This is a genomic window from Aliinostoc sp. HNIBRCY26 (assembly GCF_050235535.1).
Lineage (GTDB): Bacteria > Cyanobacteriota > Cyanobacteriia > Cyanobacteriales > Nostocaceae > Trichormus.
The window spans coordinates 3,777,790-3,800,668 of sequence record NZ_CP189852.1; the positions used below are offsets into that span (position 1 = coordinate 3,777,790).

At 40.9% G+C, this 22,879-nt stretch carries 14 protein-coding genes and 1 pseudogene; 3 read left to right on the forward strand and 12 right to left on the reverse strand.

All coding sequences use genetic code 11. The features are described from left to right. Nucleotides 1-16: 16 nt before the first annotated feature. Nucleotides 17-1,519, reverse strand: a pseudogene (cobG, locus tag ACQFX9_RS16060) (precorrin-3B synthase); the annotation flags it as partial. A 279-nt stretch (nt 1,520-1,798) separates the two neighbouring features. Here cobG and cbiE point away from each other — a divergent pair. Then, a complete protein-coding gene (gene cbiE / locus ACQFX9_RS16065) occupies nt 1,799-3,004 on the forward strand; it encodes a precorrin-6y C5,15-methyltransferase (decarboxylating) subunit CbiE (protein ID WP_427156921.1) in 1,206 nt (401 codons plus the stop codon). 128 nt (nt 3,005-3,132) lie between these two features. On the opposite strand, the gene ACQFX9_RS16070 is transcribed toward cbiE, so the two are convergent. Continuing rightward, nucleotides 3,133-3,519 (reverse strand): hypothetical protein, encoded by a 387-nt coding sequence (locus tag ACQFX9_RS16070; protein WP_427156922.1) that lies wholly within the window; start codon nt 3,517-3,519, stop codon nt 3,133-3,135. Nucleotides 3,520-3,689: 170 nt separating this feature from the next. Here ACQFX9_RS16070 and ACQFX9_RS16075 point away from each other — a divergent pair, with 170 nt between their 5' ends. After that, the gene (locus tag ACQFX9_RS16075; protein ID WP_427156923.1) at nt 3,690-4,757 is read left to right on the forward strand and encodes a DUF3616 domain-containing protein; all 1,068 of its coding nucleotides are present in this window, start codon (nt 3,690-3,692) and stop codon (nt 4,755-4,757) included. On the opposite strand, the gene ACQFX9_RS16080 is transcribed toward ACQFX9_RS16075, so the two are convergent. The 7 genes from ACQFX9_RS16080 to ACQFX9_RS16110 form a co-directional block, all read right to left on the reverse strand. Continuing rightward, nucleotides 4,754-5,158 (reverse strand): NIL domain-containing protein, encoded by a 405-nt coding sequence (locus ACQFX9_RS16080; protein ID WP_103135943.1) that lies wholly within the window; start codon nt 5,156-5,158, stop codon nt 4,754-4,756. The genes ACQFX9_RS16075 and ACQFX9_RS16080 overlap by 4 nt on opposite strands. Nucleotides 5,159-5,234: 76 nt before the next feature. Continuing rightward, on the reverse strand, nt 5,235-6,065 hold the full coding sequence (pstB, locus tag ACQFX9_RS16085; RefSeq protein ID WP_427156924.1) for a phosphate ABC transporter ATP-binding protein PstB: 831 nt from the start codon (nt 6,063-6,065) through the stop codon (nt 5,235-5,237). A 49-nt stretch (nt 6,066-6,114) separates the two neighbouring features. After that, nucleotides 6,115-7,014 (reverse strand): phosphate ABC transporter permease PstA, encoded by a 900-nt coding sequence (pstA, locus tag ACQFX9_RS16090; RefSeq protein ID WP_427156925.1) that lies wholly within the window; start codon nt 7,012-7,014, stop codon nt 6,115-6,117. A 6-nt stretch (nt 7,015-7,020) separates the two neighbouring features. Beyond that, nucleotides 7,021-7,962, reverse strand: a complete 942-nt coding sequence (gene pstC, locus ACQFX9_RS16095; protein ID WP_236142652.1) for a phosphate ABC transporter permease subunit PstC — start codon at nt 7,960-7,962, stop codon at nt 7,021-7,023. A gap of 27 nt (nt 7,963-7,989) precedes the next feature. Further along, nucleotides 7,990-8,991, reverse strand: a complete 1,002-nt coding sequence (locus tag ACQFX9_RS16100) for a PstS family phosphate ABC transporter substrate-binding protein (protein WP_427156926.1) — start codon at nt 8,989-8,991, stop codon at nt 7,990-7,992. A gap of 125 nt (nt 8,992-9,116) precedes the next feature. After that, nucleotides 9,117-10,274 (reverse strand): sulfate ABC transporter substrate-binding protein, encoded by a 1,158-nt coding sequence (locus tag ACQFX9_RS16105; protein ID WP_427156927.1) that lies wholly within the window; start codon nt 10,272-10,274, stop codon nt 9,117-9,119. A gap of 277 nt (nt 10,275-10,551) precedes the next feature. After that, a complete protein-coding gene (locus ACQFX9_RS16110; RefSeq protein ID WP_427156928.1) occupies nt 10,552-17,982 on the reverse strand; it encodes a LamG-like jellyroll fold domain-containing protein in 7,431 nt (2,476 codons plus the stop codon). Nucleotides 17,983-18,450: 468 nt separating this feature from the next. Here ACQFX9_RS16110 and ACQFX9_RS16115 point away from each other — a divergent pair, with 468 nt between their 5' ends. Next, complete coding sequence (locus ACQFX9_RS16115; protein ID WP_427156929.1) at nt 18,451-18,573, forward strand: hypothetical protein; 123 nt, start codon at nt 18,451-18,453, stop codon at nt 18,571-18,573. A gap of 69 nt (nt 18,574-18,642) precedes the next feature. Here ACQFX9_RS16115 and ACQFX9_RS16120 read toward each other — a convergent pair whose 3' ends face one another. From ACQFX9_RS16120 to ACQFX9_RS16130, 3 genes are all read right to left on the reverse strand, one after another. Further along, a complete protein-coding gene (locus tag ACQFX9_RS16120; RefSeq protein ID WP_427156930.1) occupies nt 18,643-19,461 on the reverse strand; it encodes a DUF928 domain-containing protein in 819 nt (272 codons plus the stop codon). 27 nt (nt 19,462-19,488) lie between these two features. Beyond that, on the reverse strand, nt 19,489-21,837 hold the full coding sequence (locus ACQFX9_RS16125; RefSeq protein ID WP_427162912.1) for a CHASE2 domain-containing protein: 2,349 nt from the start codon (nt 21,835-21,837) through the stop codon (nt 19,489-19,491). Between the two features lie 76 nt (nt 21,838-21,913). Then, complete coding sequence (locus ACQFX9_RS16130) at nt 21,914-22,786, reverse strand: Rpn family recombination-promoting nuclease/putative transposase (protein ID WP_427156931.1); 873 nt, start codon at nt 22,784-22,786, stop codon at nt 21,914-21,916. Between the last annotated feature and the right edge of the window lie 93 nt (nt 22,787-22,879).

The following is a 22,879-nucleotide window of genomic DNA, read 5'->3' on the forward strand; positions in this document are numbered from 1 at the left end:
CCCCAAAGGATTCGGTGGAATTTAGACGTTTGTTTTTATACAAATTTAAAATCTTCTCCATCAAGGCGGGTAGGTCGGTAAAACTCACATCCTGATAGAGTTCGCGTCCGAATTTTTGGTTGTTTTCACCTGTTCCCACATACACTTGATAGCGTTCCTCACTCACACCAAGTAAAGCAATATCACTTTGAGTGTGCTGGGCGCAGGATTTGTCACAGCCGCTAAAGTGGATATTAACAGGATTTTCTAAGGTGATGCGAGATTGTAGATATTCTGCTACAGCTAAGGCGTGAGTTTTGGTATCTGTGGCTGCTGATGCACATCCCTGATTACCAGAACAAGCTACCAAGGCACTTTTAATGTTAGTGGGTGAGGCATCTAATTTTAAATCAGTAATTTCTGTTTGTACATCAGTAAGTTGGTGTTGTGGGATGTCTGTTAATAGTACATTCTGCCAAGGGGTGAGGCGGAGTGTTCCGTCACCATATTTTGCAGATAATTTGGCTAAACCCCGCAGTTGTCGAGTTTCTAGGCGACCTAGAGGTAAGACTAGTCCGATGTAATATAACCCTGGTTGGCGTTGGGGATGGATACCGATGTGGTGATAGGGGGTTTTTGACCTCTCCCCCGACCCCTCTCCTACGAGGAGAGGGGAGAAATACTTCTCTTGCTCCCCCTTCCCTAGTAGGGAAGGGGGTAGGGGGGTTAGGTCAATTCTCTGCAATGGAAATGGTAATTTTTGTTCAACTTCTCGGAGATAGTTATCTAAGCCTATATGGTTGATGATTTGTCTGAGTCTGGGTTTGCGTTGCGTATGGGGGTGGGTTTTCTCGCACAGAGACGCAGAGGAGGACACTTGCGTGGGCGAGTCTCCCGACTTGAGCAAAGTGTCCGTCACGCAGAGAGAAATATATATATCTGTTAAGGCGGCTAGAAGTGTTAAGACTTGCGCTGGTTGGACTAAGATGTCGGTCTTGGTGGGGGGTTGACCTTTTGCGCCGGCTGTGATGTGGAGGCGGAAGTAAGTTTTGCTGTCTATAGTGATGGCGACTAATGTGATATCGTTGGGGCGATCGCACACTGAAACTAAGCCACCACCATCGAAACAAACGCTGAATTTGGGGGATAGTTCTGATAAGGTGGGGTGTGCTGTAATGTATTTGTCCCAGCTTTCGATGAAGGGACGAGTGTCAATGAGTTCTTGGGGATCAATCCCGGCTGTGGGACTGGTCATAATATTGCGGATTTGGTCTACATTGGTATTGTGAGAACCAATTCCTAATTGCTGGAGTTTTTCTAGGGTTTGTGCGTCTATTCCTTGATGGATTTCTCTAATTTGGAGGTTGGCGCGGTTGGTAACATCCACATAACCACCACCATATTTGTCCGCGATATCTGCGATCGCCTGACATTGTTTACTGTTAATTATCCCACCTGGTATTCTGATTCTAGATAAAATTCCATCTTGGGCTGGTGTGGCATAAAATAACCCAGGACAAGGCGTACTTCCGGCTAACAAGACTCCAACTCCTTCCCTGTGCGACGCAGGGAGTAGATACTAAACTCTTGGTTTTGGCATTCTGACTCAAAAATTCAAAAACTAAAAAGCTAAAAGTCAATATTCTTTCTTTTGCCCTTTACCTTTTTACTTTTGCCTTTTCATTACAGCTGCGGCACAGTCCCGGAATTTCACCAGAGTTTCCCAATCCCAAGTCTCGCTAGTTTAGCATGATATGATGGGAAGTTTTTAACGCAAAGAGCGCAAAGGTAAACGCAAAGGGGCGCAAAGAATTAGGTTATGAGGAAATGGCTTGGTGTTGTGGGTGTTGGGGAGGATGGTTTAGGGGGATTAGGTGCGATCGCTCGTTCTATTGTCGCTCAAGCTGAGATAATTGTGGGAGGCGATCGTCATTTGGCAATGTTACCAACTGATGACCAACGTCAGAAAATCTCTTGGTCTTCGCCTATTAGTCGTTCTATAGACACCATTATCCAGCATCGGGGTAAGTCGGTATGTGTGTTAGCTAGTGGTGATCCTCTGTGTTATGGAATTGGTGTTACTCTCTTGCGTCACATTCCTATTGCAGAAATGACAATTATTCCAGCACCATCAGCTTTTAGTCTCGCTTGCGCCAGATTAGGATGGTCTTTAACGGATGTAGAAACTTTGAGTTTATGCGGTCGTCCTCCGGCTATGCTGCAATCTTATATTTATCCTGGGGCGCGGTTGTTAATTTTAAGCGCAGGGAAAAGTACACCAGAAATTGTGGCGCAAATCTTGACACAGCGAGGTTTCGGTCAAAGTCAGATGACTGTTTTAGAACGAATGGGGGGTGTCCAAGAAAGAATAATTACAGGTACAGTAGCTACTTGGCAGGAAAATGAAATTGCAGATTTAAATGCGATCGCTGTTAATTGTATTGCTGATGCCGGAATTATCCCTCTATCTAGACTACCAGGTTTACCGGACGATGCTTATCACCATGACGGGCAGTTAACAAAACGAGAAGTCAGGGCAGTTACTCTTTCTACCCTTGCACCCACGCCAGGACAATTACTTTGGGATGTAGGCGCAGGTTGTGGTTCAATATCTATAGAATGGATGCGGACTCATCCTCGGTGTCAGGCGATCGCCATTGAACAAAATGCCACTAGACTACAATATATTGCCGATAACGCCGCCGCTTTAGGTACTCCCAATTTACAAATTATTTCTGGGAAAGCACCATCAGCTTTAAAAGACTTACCTACACCGGATACTATCTTCATTGGTGGTGGAGTCACAGCCGCAGGTTTATTTGACATTTGTTGGCAAGCCTTACGTCCAGGCGGAGTTTTAGTTGCTAACGTCGTCACTTTAGAAGGAGAGCAAACTTTATATCAATGGTATGAAAAAGTAGGTGGCAATTTCACTCGCATAGCCATTCAAAGGGCTGAACCCATCGGTAAATTCTTAGGTTGGCGTGGAATGGCGATGGTAACGCAGTTTGTGGTTAGGAAATAGTTGATAGTCATTAGTCATTAGTCATTAGTTATTAGTCATTAGTTATTAGTCATTGGCTTATTTTTTATATTTCCTATTCCCTATTCCCTATTCCCTATTCCCTATTCCCTATTCCCTATTTCCTTGTTTTACACTTTCAACACTTGATCTAACAAGTTTCTGGCGGCTTGTGCTTTTGTGAGTGCGGTTTGATGGTCGCTGTAAGCACGAACTAGGCGAGATAAACTGTTAACACCGGATTTTAATTGTTCTAGTTCTTCGCCAGTAATTATTTCTCCGTCTAGCATCCGCCCAATTAGGGGTTTGATGTCTCCTACGTCTTGTCTGACTTTTTGTAGTTTTTCTAAAGCACTCAGTAAGCTTTTGAGGGAGTTCAAGATGTCATCAATATCTTGTGCATCTTCTACTGATGCTGATGTATCTTCAGTTGTTACTACTTCTTCAGTCTCAGAAACAACAGATGATTCTGGTGCGGCTGTTTCTGTTTCATTTTTAACCCCAGTTGCTTTTGCCATTTGCGCTTCCTCAATTTTCCTTAGTCTATCAAGAATTCAGGAATATTCGCTTCATACCCATTGGGTATGAAGTTGCTGAATATTCCGAAGAAATACAGGAGATAGGCAACGGTGAACGGGGAATAGGGAATAAGATTAAGTCACAAGAGTTTTAAAGGGTTTCTGAAAATATGACTGATTCACTTTTTATTAAGAATATTTTACTTTCATTTCAGGTAAGTTTTCAAGAGCATAGAACAGACCTGTCAGCAGTCATCATGACTGACAAAAAATATCTGTGGTTTGGTTCTGATGAAACTACAACAATTGAGCGTTTGTCTTTAGTTGAAGCAGATAAATTTGCGGAACATAAACAGTTTCGTGTGGGTGAGTTTATAACTTTACCTAGACCAGAAGACGAGGAAATTGATATTGAAGGTTTAGCTTGTGATGGTCATTATTTATGGTTTACTGGCTCACATAGCTATAAACGGAAGAAAACTAAACCTGAAAATAGTGACTCAAAGAATATTTCTAGATTGGCAAAGATTGAATCAGAACAAAATCGTTATATTTTAGGGAGAATTCCTTTAGTAGATGGTCAGTTATTAAAATCTTGCCCACATCCAAACAAACCAGAATTACAGTTAATTCCAGCAAAGTTAGAGCTAACAAAAGATACAAATGTGTTAATGGCGGCTTTGGCTGATGACCCGCATTTGGGTGCTTTTATCCAAGCCCAAATTCCCGGAAAAGATAATGGTTTTGATATTGAAGGTTTAGCTGTTAATCAAGGAAGAGTTTTTTTAGGTTTGCGTGGCCCTGTGTTGCGGGGTTGGGCAATAATTTTAGAACTTGAGTTGGAAGAGTCTTTACCTGGTCTTTTAAAATTACGTAAGATTGGCGCGGAGAAACAAAAATACAAAAAGCATTTTGTGTGGTTGAATGGTTTGGGAATTAGAGATTTGTGTTGGGATGGTGAGGACTTGTTAATTTTAGCCGGGCCAACTATGGATTTAGATGGAATTGTGCAAGTTTATCGGCTAAAAAATGGCGTGAATTTGCAGGAAAATGTGATGAATAATCCTGAGTTTGTGCAAGAAATTCCGCATGGAAATCGCACTGATAAGGCTGAAGGAATTACTTTATTTTCAGAAATTACTAATGAACCTTCTTTATTAGTAGTTTATGATTCTCCCGCCGAAAACCGCTTAGTAGATGACAGTGGTGTGTTAGCCGATGTGTTGCGTCTGGGTTAAAGATTAGTAGAAATTGCCTGGACGGGACAAGTGGGAATACACTGTTCACAGACAATACAACGCGATCGCGTGAATGTCAGTTTATAGGTTTCTGGGTTCAGGGTGAGGGCTTCTGTAGGACAAACCCCAGTACACAAACCACAGTGAACACAGACATCCTCATCGATGATAATCTCCCCCAAGGTAGAGGAAACACTGATATGGCGCGATCGCATCCACTCAATTGCAGCGTCTAATTGATCAATATCTCCCAATAACTCAACCACTAACTTACCAATTTGATTCGGAGCCACCTGAGCGCGGATAATATTAGCAGCTACATTAAAATCTTTCGCCAGTACGTAAGTTACTGGCATTTGGATGGCGCGTTTAGGAAATGTCAGAGTAACTCGCTTTTTCACAGATTTACCAGAGATGCGTTTTTTTGATGGTAACGTGAATATTCGTAGTTGGGGGAGAATTAAAGTCTAGATTCAACTAACCAAAACGGCCACTGATATAGTCTTCCGCTTCTTTGGTTTGGGGAGAACTGAACATCTGCACTGTGGGACTAAATTCGACTAATTTTCCTCGGCGTTTGCTGTGTTCGTCAATTTCTGTGTTGAAGAAGGCTGTAAAATCTGCGACTCTGGAAGCCTGCTGCATATTGTGAGTAACCATGATAATGGTGTATTGCTGTTTGAGTTCTAAACAGAGTTCTTCTACTTGACGACTGGAAATAGGATCAAGCGCGGAGCATGGTTCATCCATTAATAATACATCTGGCTTCATAGCGATCGCTCTAGCAATGCAGAGTCGTTGTTGTTGTCCGCCTGATAAGGCTGTACCTTTTTCTTTGAGTTTGTCTTTGACTTCATCCCAAATGGCGGCGCGTCTGAGGGAATCTTCTACCAAGTCATCTATGTTCCCTTTATAACCATTAGCACGCGGCCCAAAGGCTATATTTTCGTAGATTGATTTGGGGAAAGGATTCGGTCTTTGAAATACCATTCCCACTTGGCGACGTAATTTGACAGAATTAATCTTAGGATCGTAAATATTGCGATCGCGATAATTTAATCTCCCCTCTACTCTAGCTCCTGGAATCAAATCATTCATGCGGTTGAAGCAACGTAGCAGAGTACTTTTACCACATCCAGAAGGGCCAATAAATGCAATAATTTGTTTTTCTGGAATTTGTAAATAGACATCTAGTAATGCTAAAAATCCTCCATAATATACTTTCACACCTTCAACCTGAAACACATAATTATCCGGTTGATTGATGGTGGCTGTATCTAATGGATTTCTATTGTTGCTACATAACATTTTGTGTATTCTCCCAATAAATCTAAATACCTAACAATACCTTGATGAACTAATTGATTGTGAAGCGTTGTCTAATATAAATTGCCACACCATTTAAAGTTAAAATCAAGACTAATAATGCAATAATTGTTGCTGCTGCTGCATTGGCAAAACCTGGTTCTGGACGGGTAATGTAACTATAAATTTGGATAGGTAAAGCCATAAATCTCTGGAATAAACCAGGATTAAATGTGAGAAAACCCACCGCACCCACAACAATTAAAGAGGCTGCATCACCAATGGCGCGAGATATAGAAATAATCACCCCTGTCAAAATTCCAGGAACAGCATAGGGTATAACATGACTCCGAATCGTTCGCCATTTAGTAATCCCCAATCCATAAGACGCATATCGCAAGGAATTAGGAACGGCGCGAATCGCTTCTCTAGATGTCACAATAATCACTGGTAAAGATAGTAAAGATAAAGTCAAAGCACCAGAAATTAAAGCAGGGCCAAAACCTAATAAATAGTTAAAAACACCTAAACCCAAAAGTCCATAGACAATGGAAGGGACTCCCGCCAAATTACTGATATTAATCTCAATAATTGCTGTCCACCAATTTCTAGGCGCGTACTCTTCTAGATATAAAGCTGCTCCGACACCGATGGGAACTGTTACCACAATTACAACAATTCCTAACAAAATACTGCTGATAATCGCCGGACGTATACCACCTTGGTCGGGGAAGCGCGAGGGAGTTTCAGTTAAAAACCCAGGGGAAAGAAATCTGGCCAGTCCATCTTGGAAAATATCAAAAAGTAGCAATGCTAAAATAAATATCCCAATTAACAATCCCAATAAAAACAGGATTTCAAAGACTTTGCCTAATGTTTCTCGCTGCTCAATATTATCAGTAAATTCTGGTGTTGAATCTAGATAATCATCTGGTTTATAAGTAATAGTCATAATCTCTTAGTCGTATTTTTCTTTAAAACGGTTAGCAACCCAATAACTGACAATATTTAAAGCTAGGGTAATTAAAAACAACAGCGCGCCTACGGCATATAATGTTTTGAAATTTAAACTTCCCCGTGGACTATCTCCGCCAGAAATCTGCGCCATGTAAGCTGTCATAGTTTCTACTGACTCTGCAAAGTTAATAGTCAGTCTTGGCTGTTGTCCAGCTGCAATCACAACAGTCATTGTCTCACCGACTGCGCGAGAAATTCCGAGAATGATTGAAGCGATGATTCCAGAAAGTGCGGCTGGAAGTACAACTTTAAAAATAGCTTCTAGTTTGGTGATACCTAAAGCATAAGCACCTTCTCGTAAAGAAATTGGCACAGCTTTAATCGCATCTAAGCTAATAGAACCGACAGTAGGAGTAATCATCACTCCCATCATTAAGCCTGCACTTAAGGCGTTAAATAGTTCTAGCGGAATGACATTTCTGAGTAAGGGTGTGATGAATAAAAGGGCAAAATAACCATAAACTACTGTTGGTATTCCCGCTAAAAGTTCTACGGCTGGGCGCAAAATTGCAGCAACTTTTGGTTGAGCATATTCGCTTAAATAAATTGCGGAAGATAAACCCAAAGGAATTGCCACAGCCATTGCGATCGCTGTCGTTAAAAATGTACCATTAATTAACGGCCAAACCCCAAAATGTCTATCAGCAAATAGCGGTGTCCATTTAGTATCTAGGAAAAATTGTGCTAGAGAAACTTCTTGGAAAAATCCCCATGTTTCTTGGAAGATAATTACAACAATCCCCGTAGTAGTTAAAACAGAGACTAAAGCACAAGCAAACAAAATCGCTGCTACAATTTTTTCTGAGATATCTTCTGAGGCATTTTTCTCTAAAGAACGTCTCAATCGTTGGTAGGAATCATCTGGAAGATTTGTATTTTGCATAAACAATCTCAGTTATCAAGATTTTAGTTAAATAAAATTAGTAATTGGTTGGCCGGGTTTAGCTTTTTTAAATTTTGTTCCCGTTTCACCACTAGCAAATTTCTGTTTGACTTTGATGTAAGCTTCATCAGGTAAAGCTACATAACCAACGCTATCTACCCATTTCCAAGAATTTTCTAGATAAAATTCGACAAATTCTTTCACTGCTGGTTTAGTATCTAAGGATTTTTTACTGACGTAGATGAATAAAGGACGAGATAAAGGCGTGTAGACATTTTTAATGACATTATCCACAGGAATGGGTTTTTCACATTTTCCACTCGGACTTTCTACCGCTACTAAATTCAGCTTATCTTGGTTTTGAATGTAGTAAGATATGCCTACATAACCTAGAGATGTTACATCACCTGCTACCCCTTGTACAAGTAGGTTTTGATTATGGCTAGGGGTGTAATCTGTCCGACCATTTTTAGCTTTACCAGTTACAGCTTGAGTGAGATAATCAAACGTTCCAGTATCGGAAGCTGGAGCATATAGCTTGAGTTTTTCATTAGGAAACTTGGGATTAACTTGATTCCAAGTCAAAATTTTTCCGTCTGATTTAGCACTCCAAATTTTGTCTAATTCCTTAATTGTGAGACATTTAGCAAAGTTGTTTTGCCGGTTAGCAATCACAGCAATACCGTCTAAACCGATAGGTAATTCAATAAAGTCAATCTTCTTACTTTGACATTTTTTAATTTCTTCATCTCTAATAGTACGAGAAGCCCCAACTATATCAATATCACCATTACAAAACTTACTGATACCACCACCAGTCCCACTGGAAGCCACACTCACTTGTGCATCAGGTTTAACTTTACTATACTCTTCTGCAACTGCTAAGGAAATGGGAAAACCTACGGCTGCACCATCAATACTAACTTGATTTTGTAATTCTTTTCCACTGTTACAACCTGTGATGCTGCTGACAATGAGCATCAAAGTTGCAGGATAAATACTATTCTTCAAGAGGCGATAAAAGCTCATATAGGAATCCGAATTGATTATTGAAATTGCTGGTGCAGTTAGGGAACAGAAGCATAATTAGATTCACAGAAATCAAATATGATTCTGATAAAATCTCTAATGATTGCCAATTAACTGGAAATTAATTATGACTTTTTGGCAGCCTGTACCTGATCGAAAACCCCCCCGTTAGCGAAAAACTTCTGCTGAATCAGTTCCCAACCTCCTAAATCTTGAGATGTAAATAGAGTATTAACCGGAGGAAATTGAGATACTACTTCTTGAGTTACAGTTGGGTTAACGGGACGATATTGTAACTTAGCAAACTCCCGTTGTGCTTCTGTGGAATACAAGAAATCAACAAATGCTTCTGCAACTTTTCTGGTTCTATGTTGATCAACATTTTTATCAACTATGGCAACAGGATTGTCAATAGAAACATTAACAGATGGTACTATGTAAGGAAGTTTTGAGCCGCTTTTTTCTGCCAAAGCTATTTCATTTTCGTAGTTGATTAAAACATCACCTTGATTTTGTTGAAAAAATAAATCACTAGCTTCACGAGCATCTTTAGTGAGAATTGGGGTGTTTTTATAGACTTTTGTGATGTAATCCAATGCTGTTGTTTCATCGCCACCTGTGAGAGTCACTGATCCCCACAAGGCTAAAAATTCCCAGATAGCAATACCAGAAGTTTTGGGGTTAGCTGCAATTAATGTTACGTCGTTCTTTGCTAAGTCCGCCCAATTTTTAATCCCTTTGGGGTTGCCTTCACGAGTTACAATCGCCGCTACAGATTTACTCACAATACCATTTCTCGGCGATCTGTTTTCCCAACCCGATTTAATTAAGCCTGCTTGTTGAATTTTATTGACATCCAAAGGCAAAGCTAAGTGTACGATATCTGCTGCTTGTTTACCTGCAATCACATCAGCAGTTTGTGTCCCAGAACCCCCATAACTCTGCTCAAAAATGACGTTTTGATTGTGTTCTTGCTTCCACTTGGCAACGAATTTAGGAATAATTTGATCATGAGCAGCTTTTGTCACAGAGAAAGAGACGAGTCTCAGCTTAATATCAGCAGGCTGACTAAAAGCTTGATTTCCAGAACAGGATGCGATCGCTATACTGAAAATAGCTCCAACTACAACAAGTCCGATAAAGCTACGGAGCCTGCTAACCTTTAACCACCTAACTATATGTTGGGAAGATATCTGCAAAATCTGCAAAACTCGCACAACATAAATCTGCGTTTTCACAATTAAGTCATGGCTTAATTGCGCTCGATGCTGCGACTTGCTCATCCGTATTACTCCTTTTTTACGGTATCTTGAGCGGGATACCGTTATTTAAAAGAATTATAGGTATCATAGAGTGAAAGTTCAATCAAGCTTTATTTTTTGTTACTGAGTCAGTAAATTCTCATCCCATTGAAAAACCCCTCCTGAACAGGAAGGGTAATGTATGATTTGGTATGGTTGGAAGTTAGCGATCGCTAATTATTTGGTGAATCTACTTTTCCTGTTCCCTGTTCCCTATCTACGCCAATAATTTCAATAATCAAGTCAGATTCCTATATGTTTAAATCACTTGATCAAGACCAAAATATAGTGCCATATATTGAATGATGGCTTCTTCATAACCTTGAAGTTCAGGAAGATAAACCGCGATCGCGTTCCGCACCGCATCCGCAAAAGTCACATAATCCTGAGTTTTGGTTTGAACAAAGGGTTCAAGCTTCTTAATCAACTCCCAATTACTCTCAATATTGGCAGCCCTAATTGCTTTTTCTAAGGGAGGCGCATTTTGGGCAGCTATCTCTGGTAGGATGCGACTGACAAAAGTAACACGGTGAAACACTCGCCAACAGGAGGGCTTTTTATCGCCTTGATTGGCTTGGCGTAGTGCGATCGCATTAGGATCGCTACTTTGTTCCAACCAAATTGGATCGACCACCTTACCGAAAAAGTCTTCAAAGTTTTCGGTTGTCGGTTCAAGATAGAACGTCATAAAGCGGTAAGCATCCACTTTCCCAGGCTGTTTTACTGGTTTGCCATTTTGGTCATAAACGCCCCCTTCGCGGATATTATAAAGTCCCTCATATTTAGCTTTCAGCACATCTGTAGTGGCATAGAGTTGGATATCTCGTTCCCCTTCGACTTCAACTTCCAGAGTAAAAGATTTCTCTGTTTCTCGTCCTTTTGTTTTCGTAGTCGCCAAATGTCCTCCAAATAAAGCATCCAATTCAAAAGCAGTTATTAACCCTGCCACTCCCATTTTTAATTTCAGGTCTACAGATAAACCCGCCATTCCTTTAAAAGAATAAAAACCCGTTGTTGTTTCGCTTGTTGCTTCCAGCACATCCGTAGACTCGGAGAAAAACCCACCATCCGCAGTCCAAACATAGGTATTTGCTAAATTCCGAGTTGCCATCTGTTTCCCGCGCATATCGTCCAAAGAACCAGTTGCTTGATAACTCACATTCTGGAAGGTCGAATACTGATCGTAATAGGTTGCTAACTCTTGCCGTTCTCGTTCAATGCGTTTTTTTATACCATAGGCTTCAATGGGTTTAAAGTAACTCCACTGCCCATAGGTTGCAGCATTGGGATAGTGAGGATCAGGTTGAACACTGCCATCTTCTTTTAAACCAACCTTTCCATCCAGAGTTCCCTGCTTAGTATAAGTGGGATTAATGGGGAAAGTAATAATATTCCAATCTTTAGCAATATCTGGATTAGGTAAAAATCGATAAGACACTAAGGCATTATTGTGGGCTAACCGCAGGGCAAACACATCCATTGTGTCAGACTGGACTAAGGCTAACCCAACATTGGCGGGAATATAACGACGACCCACATAGGAGTTAATTTCTGAGCCAATTTTCTCCCAATTTCCCCAAGCTTGCAGGCGACTAATCTTAGTGGTGTTGTAGCCATAACTAGCACTAGCTTCATGAATACTGCCTTGGGAGGACTCAAAAGTCGCCTTCGCTCCAATTAACGATGTTACGTCCGCAATCTCTGTTGCTAAACCTAGCCCAAAGTTGGACTTTTGCCCAAATCCCAGACTAAGTTTCATATCCACCAACATATCAAAGCCACTCTCTTTAGAAGATGAGTAGATATATTTGACCGTATCAGATTCAACCAACTGAATCGCACTAGCGTTGTAGTGACTTAGTACCCCTGGGTCAAGTGCCATACTTGTTCCCGTAAGGTTTTCACTAGGTACAGGAGGCGCACCCTCAATATAGCCAATAATTTGGGGAGCAGCTTGTACTTGTCCAATCCATTCGGTAATTAAGTTGCCGACTTTATAGCCTGTCAACAAGTGCCATTGGCCATTTTTGATATAGCCATAACAGCGTTTTTGGATACCGATTAAATTACCTTCGATGTCGTACTGCAAATCGGAATACTCTTGTACCCCAGGACTGCTATGAATCGTATCGTGAAACTGAGTTTTCACCCCTGCTAGAGCAGAACGAATAATGGCTGTGTCTTCACTAATGGGAGCCGTGGACAAAACAGATGTTGGTTTAGCATCCTTTAAACCCAAAGTTAAATGATTACCAATCAGAGATTGATCTAAAAGGTCAGTCTGACTTTCTAAATCAAAAGTGTAATTGGCAATCAGGTCTTGTTTTTCTCCTTTAATGCGACTAAACAAATTGTCTTGAATTTGTTCTTGGGTGCGGGCGACTTTCCAGATGCGAACTTCTTCCATAATTCCGGCAAAAGGTTCTAAGGGAAGCCCTGTATTGTGATAAATTCCCCCTAATGTGAATTGTTTTTCGCCCCAACTGCTTTGAGGTGTGAAAGTTTCTACAGGTACAGGAATGCCATTTTGGTAAAGAATTAAGCTAGAGCCTTGAGGATCTGGATTTTTCACCCATTGGGCTGCAATAATCACCGCATGACTTTCTCCTTTCGAGTCGGAGGCAATATTACCTTCATTCTCTTCTAAACGCCACCAAGCCACTAGCCCTTTTTCTTGGCCATTAATCTTGATTCCCAAATTGGCTATATCCACCACACTATTCCAGAGGCGAATTTCACTAATTATTCCTTGCAAGTAATTCGGTTGTGAGCCTTGATAGGTTTTCCCAATTTCCAACTTTTGGGAATTACGGTCTAAGTCCGCGCCTTTATAAATTTCATAACCTGCGGCTTTTTGGTTGACATAAAAGCGAATATCAGCCCATTGATTGACGATGACATTGGGAAGATCAGCAGTTCCTTGATTCTTGACTTCTGTTTGATGTTGGCGGGTAACTGCAATTTTGTAAAACTGACCCGTTCGTAGCACTTCAGTAGATTTATAGATATAGCTTTTTCCCTGTTTGTCTTCAAAGGCAAAAGCAATTTTGCCATCGGTGTCAATATAAAGGGAATAAGGCACATTCTGATCAGTTCCATCTCCCAGTTTTCCTTTAGTCAACAACCCTTGACGTTGACTCAATGTATTCACTTGCAAAAAGATTTCTAGTGTCAAGTCTCGGTCTAAATCTAAGGTGGGGTTGTGGTCACATTCTAAGAAGCCATTGCCCTGAAATTGCAAGGCGTAAGATTGGTTATATACGGCGGATAAATGATGCCACTGTGCCATAGGAACGGCTGCTTTAGATTTTTGGAACAGGTTGCCAACGCCTGCAAAGCTGTAAATTTGGCTTTCTTGAATTACGGAAGCCACCAGGGAAGGTTGCCCATATATCTTGCCGTTATATCCATTAGGAGAATAATCTTTGGCGATGCCGTCTGTAAATTGCCAATAGGCCACTAAACCTGCTTCATTACCCGTCAGTCGGCGATTCATGCCGGTCTGAATCTCAACTTCAGAGCGAGCTTTATTCCAAACTTGAACTTGATCTATTTGACCGGGGAATCTGAAATTTGGATTTCCTTCTGTAGCTCCCGCACCAATGCGTAACGGGCGGGCAGTGTTAAGGCTATAGCTACTTACTGTCTTCTCTGCTTCAAGTTTGCCGTTAACGTATAACTTAAGTTGATTTCCTTTGAGGGTACCTGCTATGTGAGTCCAAGTATTGAGAACAACTTTAGAACCGGTAATACCATCCCAACCTGCACCCTTTCCGACCAAAAACTCCCAGTTATTATCGGGATTGACATAAAACATATATCCTCGTTGTGGGAAATCATCTCGGTTAGTTAGAGGTGAGCGATGTCCTCCTCCTCCCCCTACTTTGACCCAAAAAGAAGTTGTAAATTCATTGGTATTAAGTGCTGACGAATAGGGAACTTCTACATAATCACTTGTTCCATTAAATTGGAGAGCAGATATAAAATTAGTGGTTTGGGATTGAATCCCTATTGTGTATTGGGATTGAGCAGAATTGTGATGAATTATGCGAGAGTTTGCTGCTAATTGTGCAGGACGAACCCATGTTTCTAAGGTTAAATCGCCTTTAGCATCGAATTGAGAGAGTTTATTGGTGTCTCCAAGTCCTACATAGTCATCTTTACCATCAAAAGTTAAGGCTCGGCCTGGGGATTCTGCTACCCATTGACAGGAACGGGTAGTATCGCTGTCATTGACAATGCCATTCTGGATGTTTTTGCTACTACTACCCGCCTGGAAAATGAATTGCAGAGAACCGCTACGGAGGGGGTTACTGGTGCGGTTGTTGGTAGCCCATGCGTCGTAGTCGTAGCGGATGAAATAGATGGGTGTGTCTGCGGGTACCTTGAGAGTAGTAGGAATGATGGGAATGATATCTTTTGTGGCACTCGTTTCTGCACTGACAACGACTTGCTGATTCCCTAGTGAAAGGAGCGAACCTTGGGGGAGGGTTTGTTTGACTTTTTGGCTTAACGTTAAACTACTAATACCTTTACCAACGGTTGGTTGCGCCAGTTTGCCGATAAAGATGGGTTGACTAGCACCGCCATTGAGGATGTTACAAAATTGTTCTACTTCTCGTGGGAGATTGTTCCAAGTTTCTTCGATGCCTGTAACTTGGTTGGTAATGGTCAAAGTGCAGGTTTCAGGCGTTGAACTGTCGGCAATGATGAAGGTAGCGCGATCGCACTCTCGTTCTGCTGAACGTGCCGTTGCACTCACTTTACCAATTTCTGCGTCTAATAAATACCTGGCTTTGGTGGTATTGGTATCGTAATAGGTCACAAAAAATTGATCATCCAAACCTCGGAAATACAAAGCCAATTTCCCAGTTGCACTATTAACTAGTAAGGGTGTGTCTTTGGTATAAGCAAAGTTAAGTAATCCCCCAGCTACGGTCAGTCCACAAGTGTCTGTATGCAGTAAGGACATAGGTATAGCTATTTCCCCTTGAATGCCAGACCGCAAGAACTCTAACTCGGTTTCTTTATTTTCTAGTTGCACTTTTTGCAGTGCTAACTGACTTTCTTTGATTTTGATTTGTTCTCGATCAATGTAGAGTTTATTTAACTCATTAATAGTGTTTGTTAATTCAGTTTGTTTACTACGTATGGCGTTTTCTAAATCTGTAATGACGGAAGTGGCGCGATCAGTTTTGGTAAAGGTGAAGACTCCTTTTTGCATAGGACTGCTTAGGTCAGCCTGAATCGAGAAATTATAGTCATTGCCACTACTCTTTGTCAGCGACAACATACCCGCTACTCTTTCCCACCAATTATCAACCTTGAAAGAACCATCATAAATTAGACCTCGTGACCGATCTTTAAGAATAACTAACCAAACATTGTCTAGTGGCCTTGTGGTTAAATGATTCAATGGGCAAAGTCTTCTCGAACCCTGGTAGCCACCTAAAACAGTCCAATATTGACCATCATCATTATCATTTCTCGGCTTGTGCGATAAACTGCCATTGCTGTCTGCTGTCCAATAGTTTTGATTACCGTTCACCTGAATTCGACAGAAATAATTAAAGATGTCCAACTTCTTATTATTTAAGTCGTTGGTTAAGGAATCAATTTCTGATTGTAATCTGGCTTTTTGCGCCTCTAAAGAAGCAATTCTTGGCGTTGATGCTTTTAAGGCAGCAATCTCAATTTCCAACTGATTAATACTGGCTTTTAAATTGGCAATTTCTTCCTGTAAACGGCTAACTGCATCTAAATCTTGGTTCACTGCATTACCAGTCTGGAGACTAGGTAGAACTAAATTATCGGGAATTTGGGCAATTTTACCTTCCCTGGAAACGGCAAAATCTATAGCAGCAATGAAATTATTATCTTGATTAGATGCGGGATTTGCGCTACTGGTGGCAACAGTCAACATCACTCTGGCATTGCGTTTGACGGGTTTTTCCTGTTGCTCGTAACCTGTCGCGACTTTCTCCTGTTGGTGATAGAGTATAGCCGATAACCCGGATACAATTTGCCGTTTTTCTGAGGCGGATTGTAGTTGAAAACTGGTGCGCTGAATCCCTGGATGATCCCCAATAGGAGCATCAGATTTGACCCAAGTTGGGCCTTTGATGCTACCATGAATAGCGTTTTGGGTTTGGTCATAAAGGCGATCGCCAAATCCTTCATCAAAACGCCAATAAGCCCAAAGTCCTGGTTCATCTCCGACTAAACGATGGTGCATCTCTGCCTGAATTTCGGCTTGGCTACGGCAACGATTCCAAATCCTGACTTCGTCCATTTTGCCATCTAAGAAAGCATCGTTGGGCCAGTTACTCCTTCCTAAATAGTTCCGATTCCGAATTAATGTCTTGGGGAGATGAAGTTTTTTGTTGCCGATTAACAGACCATCTTTATACACAGTGACATTTCCGGTCTGATCCATTGTGACGGATAAATGAATCCACTTATCTGTTTCTAGAGTATTGGCAATCTCAATAAATTGTGAAGTATCCCCCTGATAAATCTCAAACTTTAGATTGTTTGTCTGACTCGTATTTGTTAAAATAATGTTATCTGAAGCACTACCATTGCCAAAGTCAAAGATGCGGCTATAATTTGCAAAACGACGGTAGTAAACCCAACTTTCAAGGGTGAAATTTTCAAATAACTTTTCGGGAAATGAAGGCAATTCTACATAATCATCTTGAGCATCAAAATTGAGTGCAGATTCTGCATAACCAGATTTACTTACTATGGGAATTAATGGTGAACCAGTAAAGGAATCTGTCCCTGGTTGACGTTCTAATACGGAGCTTTGATATTGGGGATCTGGGCTGGTATAAAGCTGCGTTCCTTTGGTATTAAATAACCCATCCTTAGAACGTTCAACATTGAAGGAATCTATAAGTCCGGTTTTATTATTATGAATAAATATTTGCCACCGTTCGAGTTCAGCAATTTGGGTAGGCAAAAGTAAGACATTAAACCGTCCGTCTTTTAAGTTACGAACAAAATCTAGTTCTTGAGTGGGTTCAAGAAAGGGATTTTTTTCTAAATCCTTTGCACCTAAGCCATCTTTATTAGTTTGAGGGTTATATTTGTGGCGACTGCGTTGATAACGCACTTCCATTTTCAGCTTTAATTCTGTCCCTGTTAAAATATAGCGATCTACAAGCAAAGTTTCGTTGACTAAGGGAATTTTTTGTTGTGCCTGATCTAAAACAAAGTTGCCAGCTTTGTCTTGTTTATAAATCATATCGCTATGGTTTTTATCAATAGCCTGACGGAATAAATAGATATATTGTCCGTCTGATAAAACTTGGAAGGGGGCTTGAGCAGTAAAACGAGCAGTGGTTGATAAAAAGGGGTCTACTTCTTCAGAACGTAATGTTCCTGCTTTAGCTTCTACTCTTGTGCCTTTTTTCACTAAAGGCATTTTGATATTTGGCAAAATAGCGTAACCTACTTGCACAAGTTCATTAGGAAAACTGATTTCTTTAGGATTATCCAACCAATAATTAACATCGAGTGAACTTTTATTTTTTAGTTGAGTATTTTCCAGGTCTAAAACGGAATAATAAATGCGTCTTAATTCATCCATGGCAAAGGCAACAACTATACCTTTGTGGTTAACTTGTGCAGTATATTTATAGGTTTTATCTGTATATGTTTTGACAAAATTTTGGAGGATATTCATATGCAATTACATGGATAAACAATAAAAAACAGAAAGATACAAAACATCTCCTTGGGTTCCACTAAGCTAATCATTAAGCTGCATAAAGCTAGGGCTTCAGCCCTGACTACAGGCGAATCAGTTGGAAAAATGAATGACAATTAGCTGATCAACATCCGCAGATTACACCTTAAGTGCTTGAGGTGCAGACATATTGGTGGCTGTGGAACCAACCGCCGTTTTCCTCAATGACTTCTGTTACCTAAAGTACATAGACACTTCAGCCAAGGTATATAGGAATCCGACTGGATTATTGAAATTACTTACGTAGGAAGGGAACAGGGAAAAGGGTAAGTAGGAATAAAAATGTACTGATTTTCTTTTAGGAATCAAATATGAGTCCTATATACGCTTAAAATAATGCTAAAACGCGTTTAGTTAATATTAGACGAAAGTCTAATATATTTCTGAAAAGATGTTCTACACGGAATGATGACCTGTGTCGAAGCACCAGAAAAAACCAGACCATCGATACCAATAGTGAAGATATTAGTAGAGACGAGCGTCTACACCTACGACCAAACAGCCCAGAATCATAGCAAAGATATCTAAAAGCACGGATTTTCGCAAAAATCCACTGGCGCAGGTATTATTGACAGAGCGATCGCCAAATTTTTCAGTCTACTGAACGTTATTTAACTGGGGTTGGCAACAATCAATTAGTGGTTGACTTGCTATTTCTCCCAAGCCAACTGAAGACAGTAAAGTTGTCCATTGTGTCAATAAATTCTGATTTTGAGGATATTTCAGGCGTAATTCTGCTAAATTCATGATGGCATCGTACCAAACACCATTTTCGGCGTAAAGTGTGACTTGTTGTTGAAGTTGTGCTTGTTTGATCTGTGCGTTAAGTGTGGAATTTTGGTTAATTCTTTGTATCCAGCCTTCTGTATAGTCTAGTTTCAAAGGTTGTTGCTGGTCACATTGCAACCTGACTTTTAAAAACCAGTGATACATTGTTCCTATCTGTAATGAGGTTGCACTAGAAGGTAGATTAACCTTAATAATTCCTGGTGATTTTGGAATTGTCAAATTAGTCCGATATAAAGTTTTATTTTTGTTATTGGTTTGTTCTTGTAAAACAAACTCAATGTTTTTTATAGATGAGACATTGTAGGGAACAAAAAAGAAGAATTGAGGATATTCAGCGTTGGTTAAACCCCAAACTTGAGTGATGGGAACAATCGTTTGCTCATCTGAGTTAAGAGTTGTTTGATAGGTGGGAACTAAAGCTGTTACGGTTTGACTATTTGTAGTGCATCCACGACTAGCAGCACCGCTTCTCGAACCGGTTGCACCCCGGTTTGGTGGTGGTGGTGGTGGCACAAATTTTAAGGATGCTAGATGATGATTAACTGGTAAAGCCTGGAGTTTTAAAGGATAGGATATATTGTTTGTAAAGCATATTCCCAAGGCTATGGTTAATTGCAGGATTTTCATAATTTGTAGTTAAGTAAAAATATATTTTTATGCTTCTTGGATAGGCTTAATTACTGTGATGAGCATAACAGCAGTAGTTCCTAAAGCGATCGCCGCAGGTACAAAAGGAATCCAACAACTATATAGTATTAATAATATCAGGGAAATACCGTATAAACTCAGAAACATTCCGCCAACTGCCCAACCTAAATAAGTGGATGGTCGCAGATATGCAGCAAGTAAACTGCCAATTATCGCCCAACCCCAAACCCAAATCACTTCACCCCAAATATTCCAAGTCCACAACAGAGGTCGTCTATCTAAAGCCGCACTCAACAATTGACTTATCATCTGTGCTTGTAAAAAAACTCCGGCTATTTGCTGTGACTCACCTTTTGAGGAAGAGTAGGGCGTAAGTGAATAATCTCGAAAACTTGCGGCGGTTGTACCAATTAAAACTATTTTGTCTTGAACTGCATCAGGTGGGAGTTTACCAGTTAATACTTGTTGTAAGGTGATGCGGGGAGCGATCGCTTCTAAGTCGGGAAAGGAGCGATAATTAAGTAAAATTTGGTGTCCCAAAGCATCAATACCTTGGTAGCCTCCGGTATGGGTTGCGATGGGTGAAAATGTGAGATGGCCTAATTGCCATGCTCCATCAGGAGTGAATTTTAACTGAATGCCTTCCTGATATAAATAACGTAAAACCAACTGCACATTTAAAGCATAGGGTGCAGTACAGGGAGATGAGGGAGGAGGAGCTAACGCCAACAGATGACGACGCACCACATTATCAGGATCAATGGCGGTATCACTAAAACCGAGAGCATGAGGAGGAACTTCTGGCGGTGGTTTAATCCCTGGTTTGCTAGTTTGGGAATTACTCACTTGACATACTGCCACAAAGCGATCGCCATTTTTCATCCGTGCCGCCAACTTGGGATAACCCGGTTGTACAGGATAATCTCGGTATATATCCAAACCAATTACGCGTGGTTTATACGTTTCCAGTTGGGCTAATAACTTATCCAAAGCCTCATCAGCCAAAGACCCGCGCCTATTGTCAGATTGGGCTTGTACATCTTCTTCTGTAATTTCAATTATCAGTATTCGAGAATCTGGTTGTTCCTGGGGACGCAGACGCAGCATATAATCAAATGCCATTAACTCCCATGATTGCAGGAAACCAAAATACCGTACACCCATTAACAATGCTGTGGTAACTATACTTGTCAGTATGACCGCAGATAAAGCTGTCCCAAGCTTAATACCTTTCCTCGTTGGGGTTTCAGGTACGGGTGTTATTTGCTGAATATTGTGGTTGAGGTGTAATTCTCGCCAGAGTAGAGGCGTAGTTGCCGGATTTTGATAAATTACAGGCAACCAAGTCGCACAGGGAAATTGCGTTTCTAACCCTTGCAAACGTTCCCGCGCTTCTCGAACTGCTATGTATAAAGTTTCACCACGAGCAAAAGCTTCTAAAAAATACTTGAGGAACTGTTGCGCCACCCTATCAGGGACGGGTTCTCGCATAACGATGATTTGGGGTATATGCAAATCTGCAAACTCCCGCGCCAAACCCAAACCATCACAAGAGTTAAAAATTGCTAACTGTAAACCTTTCTCTACGGCTTTCCGCAACCCATACTTTAATTGACTAATCGTCAAGCTTTCTGTGTGATTAATATAAATTTTTCCTTGATTACTCGCATCAGTAGCGCTATGTCCCGCGAAAAACAAAATCTGCCAGTCTTGCTCCCATAGCTGGTCAGTCAGGTCTTTGCTGGATGGTTCGACTAGGAAAGTGGTGTTGGCGTGAGGTAATACTGCTAAGATTTGACTATCTGTTTGGATATCAATTCCTTGACTGTTACCCAAAATTGCTAAAACTTTCACCTGTGACTGAGGTGGTGAGTTGCGGTTGACTTGTTCATAACTAGGCGCACTCAACGCAACTTCGGCTTTGGGATAGCGTTCCAAAACATCCCACAAATGCCAAGGCAATTTTTGCAATCTCAAATCATTGGTTTGTAGCAGTACACGGATATGGTCTTCCGGTAGGAGTCTTTCCAGCCATTTTTCCCGAATGGGACGAAAACTAGGGGATGATAGCCAATTATTTAACTGAAATCTCAAATTATCTGCCGCTTTTTGGCAATCTTCTCTAGAAGGGTTTTGTTTTGATTGCTTAGGAATACCGATAGGACGACCAGCAAATTTCAGTTGACGATAAATAGACTGCCATTGATGGTAACAGAGGGGAATTTCTGGGTTCGGTGGGAGTTCCGCAGTAATTTCTAAAATTGGTCGGAAATTTTCATCACTAATTTGCAATGTGACAGGAAATCCCGCCTCAAAATTGCTTGTGCCTAATTTTAAAACGACTAACTTACCCAACGTCAGTACCCCAGATATGGCAATGTAACTTACTCTAGTACGAAAGGTTACACTACAATATGCACTCAATCAGTCGTCAACGTGCTGCTAACCAAGATTGCAAATCAGCAAGACTGGTAAAATCTAACAGTGCTTCAGTCAAATCTTCGAGGACAGGCAAAGGTAAACTAGAAATTAGCGATCGCATTTCTGGAGAAAGTTCACCAAATCGCTTCGTGATCTGTCGGATAATTATATTAACTGTTGCCTCCTCACGTCCTTCCTCACGTCCTTCCTCACGTCCTTCCTCACGTCCTTCTTCTTTAATTTCTCGGTAAACGCGTGTTTCCTTGAGTGTTATTCCCAGCATTGTTTCTACCTCCAATCTACTTAATTGCTCAAACTTGTAAACCATAATTGTCGTGATCATTTCTATTATGGCGCGACTCGTAGGTGATGAGACTTCCTGGCGAGTTCGGTTTAACAAATACCTTGCTGTGTCGGGTGCTTGTTCTTCTCCTACTGTGGTTAATACCATCAGTGCGACCCAAATGGGTAATGTACGAATATCTCCCAATTCATCTAAATACACTCGATGCACTTGTCCGCCATTTAAAAATGAGCGATGGGGATGAATATCACTTTGTTCGAGGCTACGAGATGGGTAAATAATGACTGCTTGCCAATCGTTAAACCTGTCACGGTGGCGGTAGAAATACAGTGAGGACTCAGCTAAGACACGTTCATATAGTCGTTCATCCTTTTGAAACTGGACTTCACAAAAATACACGACTCCTACACCTGCATTTTCCGGTGGGAGAAACACGCCATCAATTTCAAATGTTGGTTCTTTGACTGCTACCGAATCAAATCTATAGGCATCAGCATTTTCTGGGGGATTTGTCAATAATTCAAATAATAAAGTTGGAGATTGTTGAAATAGTTTGTAAAAAATTGAGTCTCGACGCATAAATAATTTAGATTTGACTTAGGAGCAAACGCACTAGCGGCGTTACCAATCGCCACGAATGAAAGAAAAACACTTGTTTCTTCTTCACTGTCA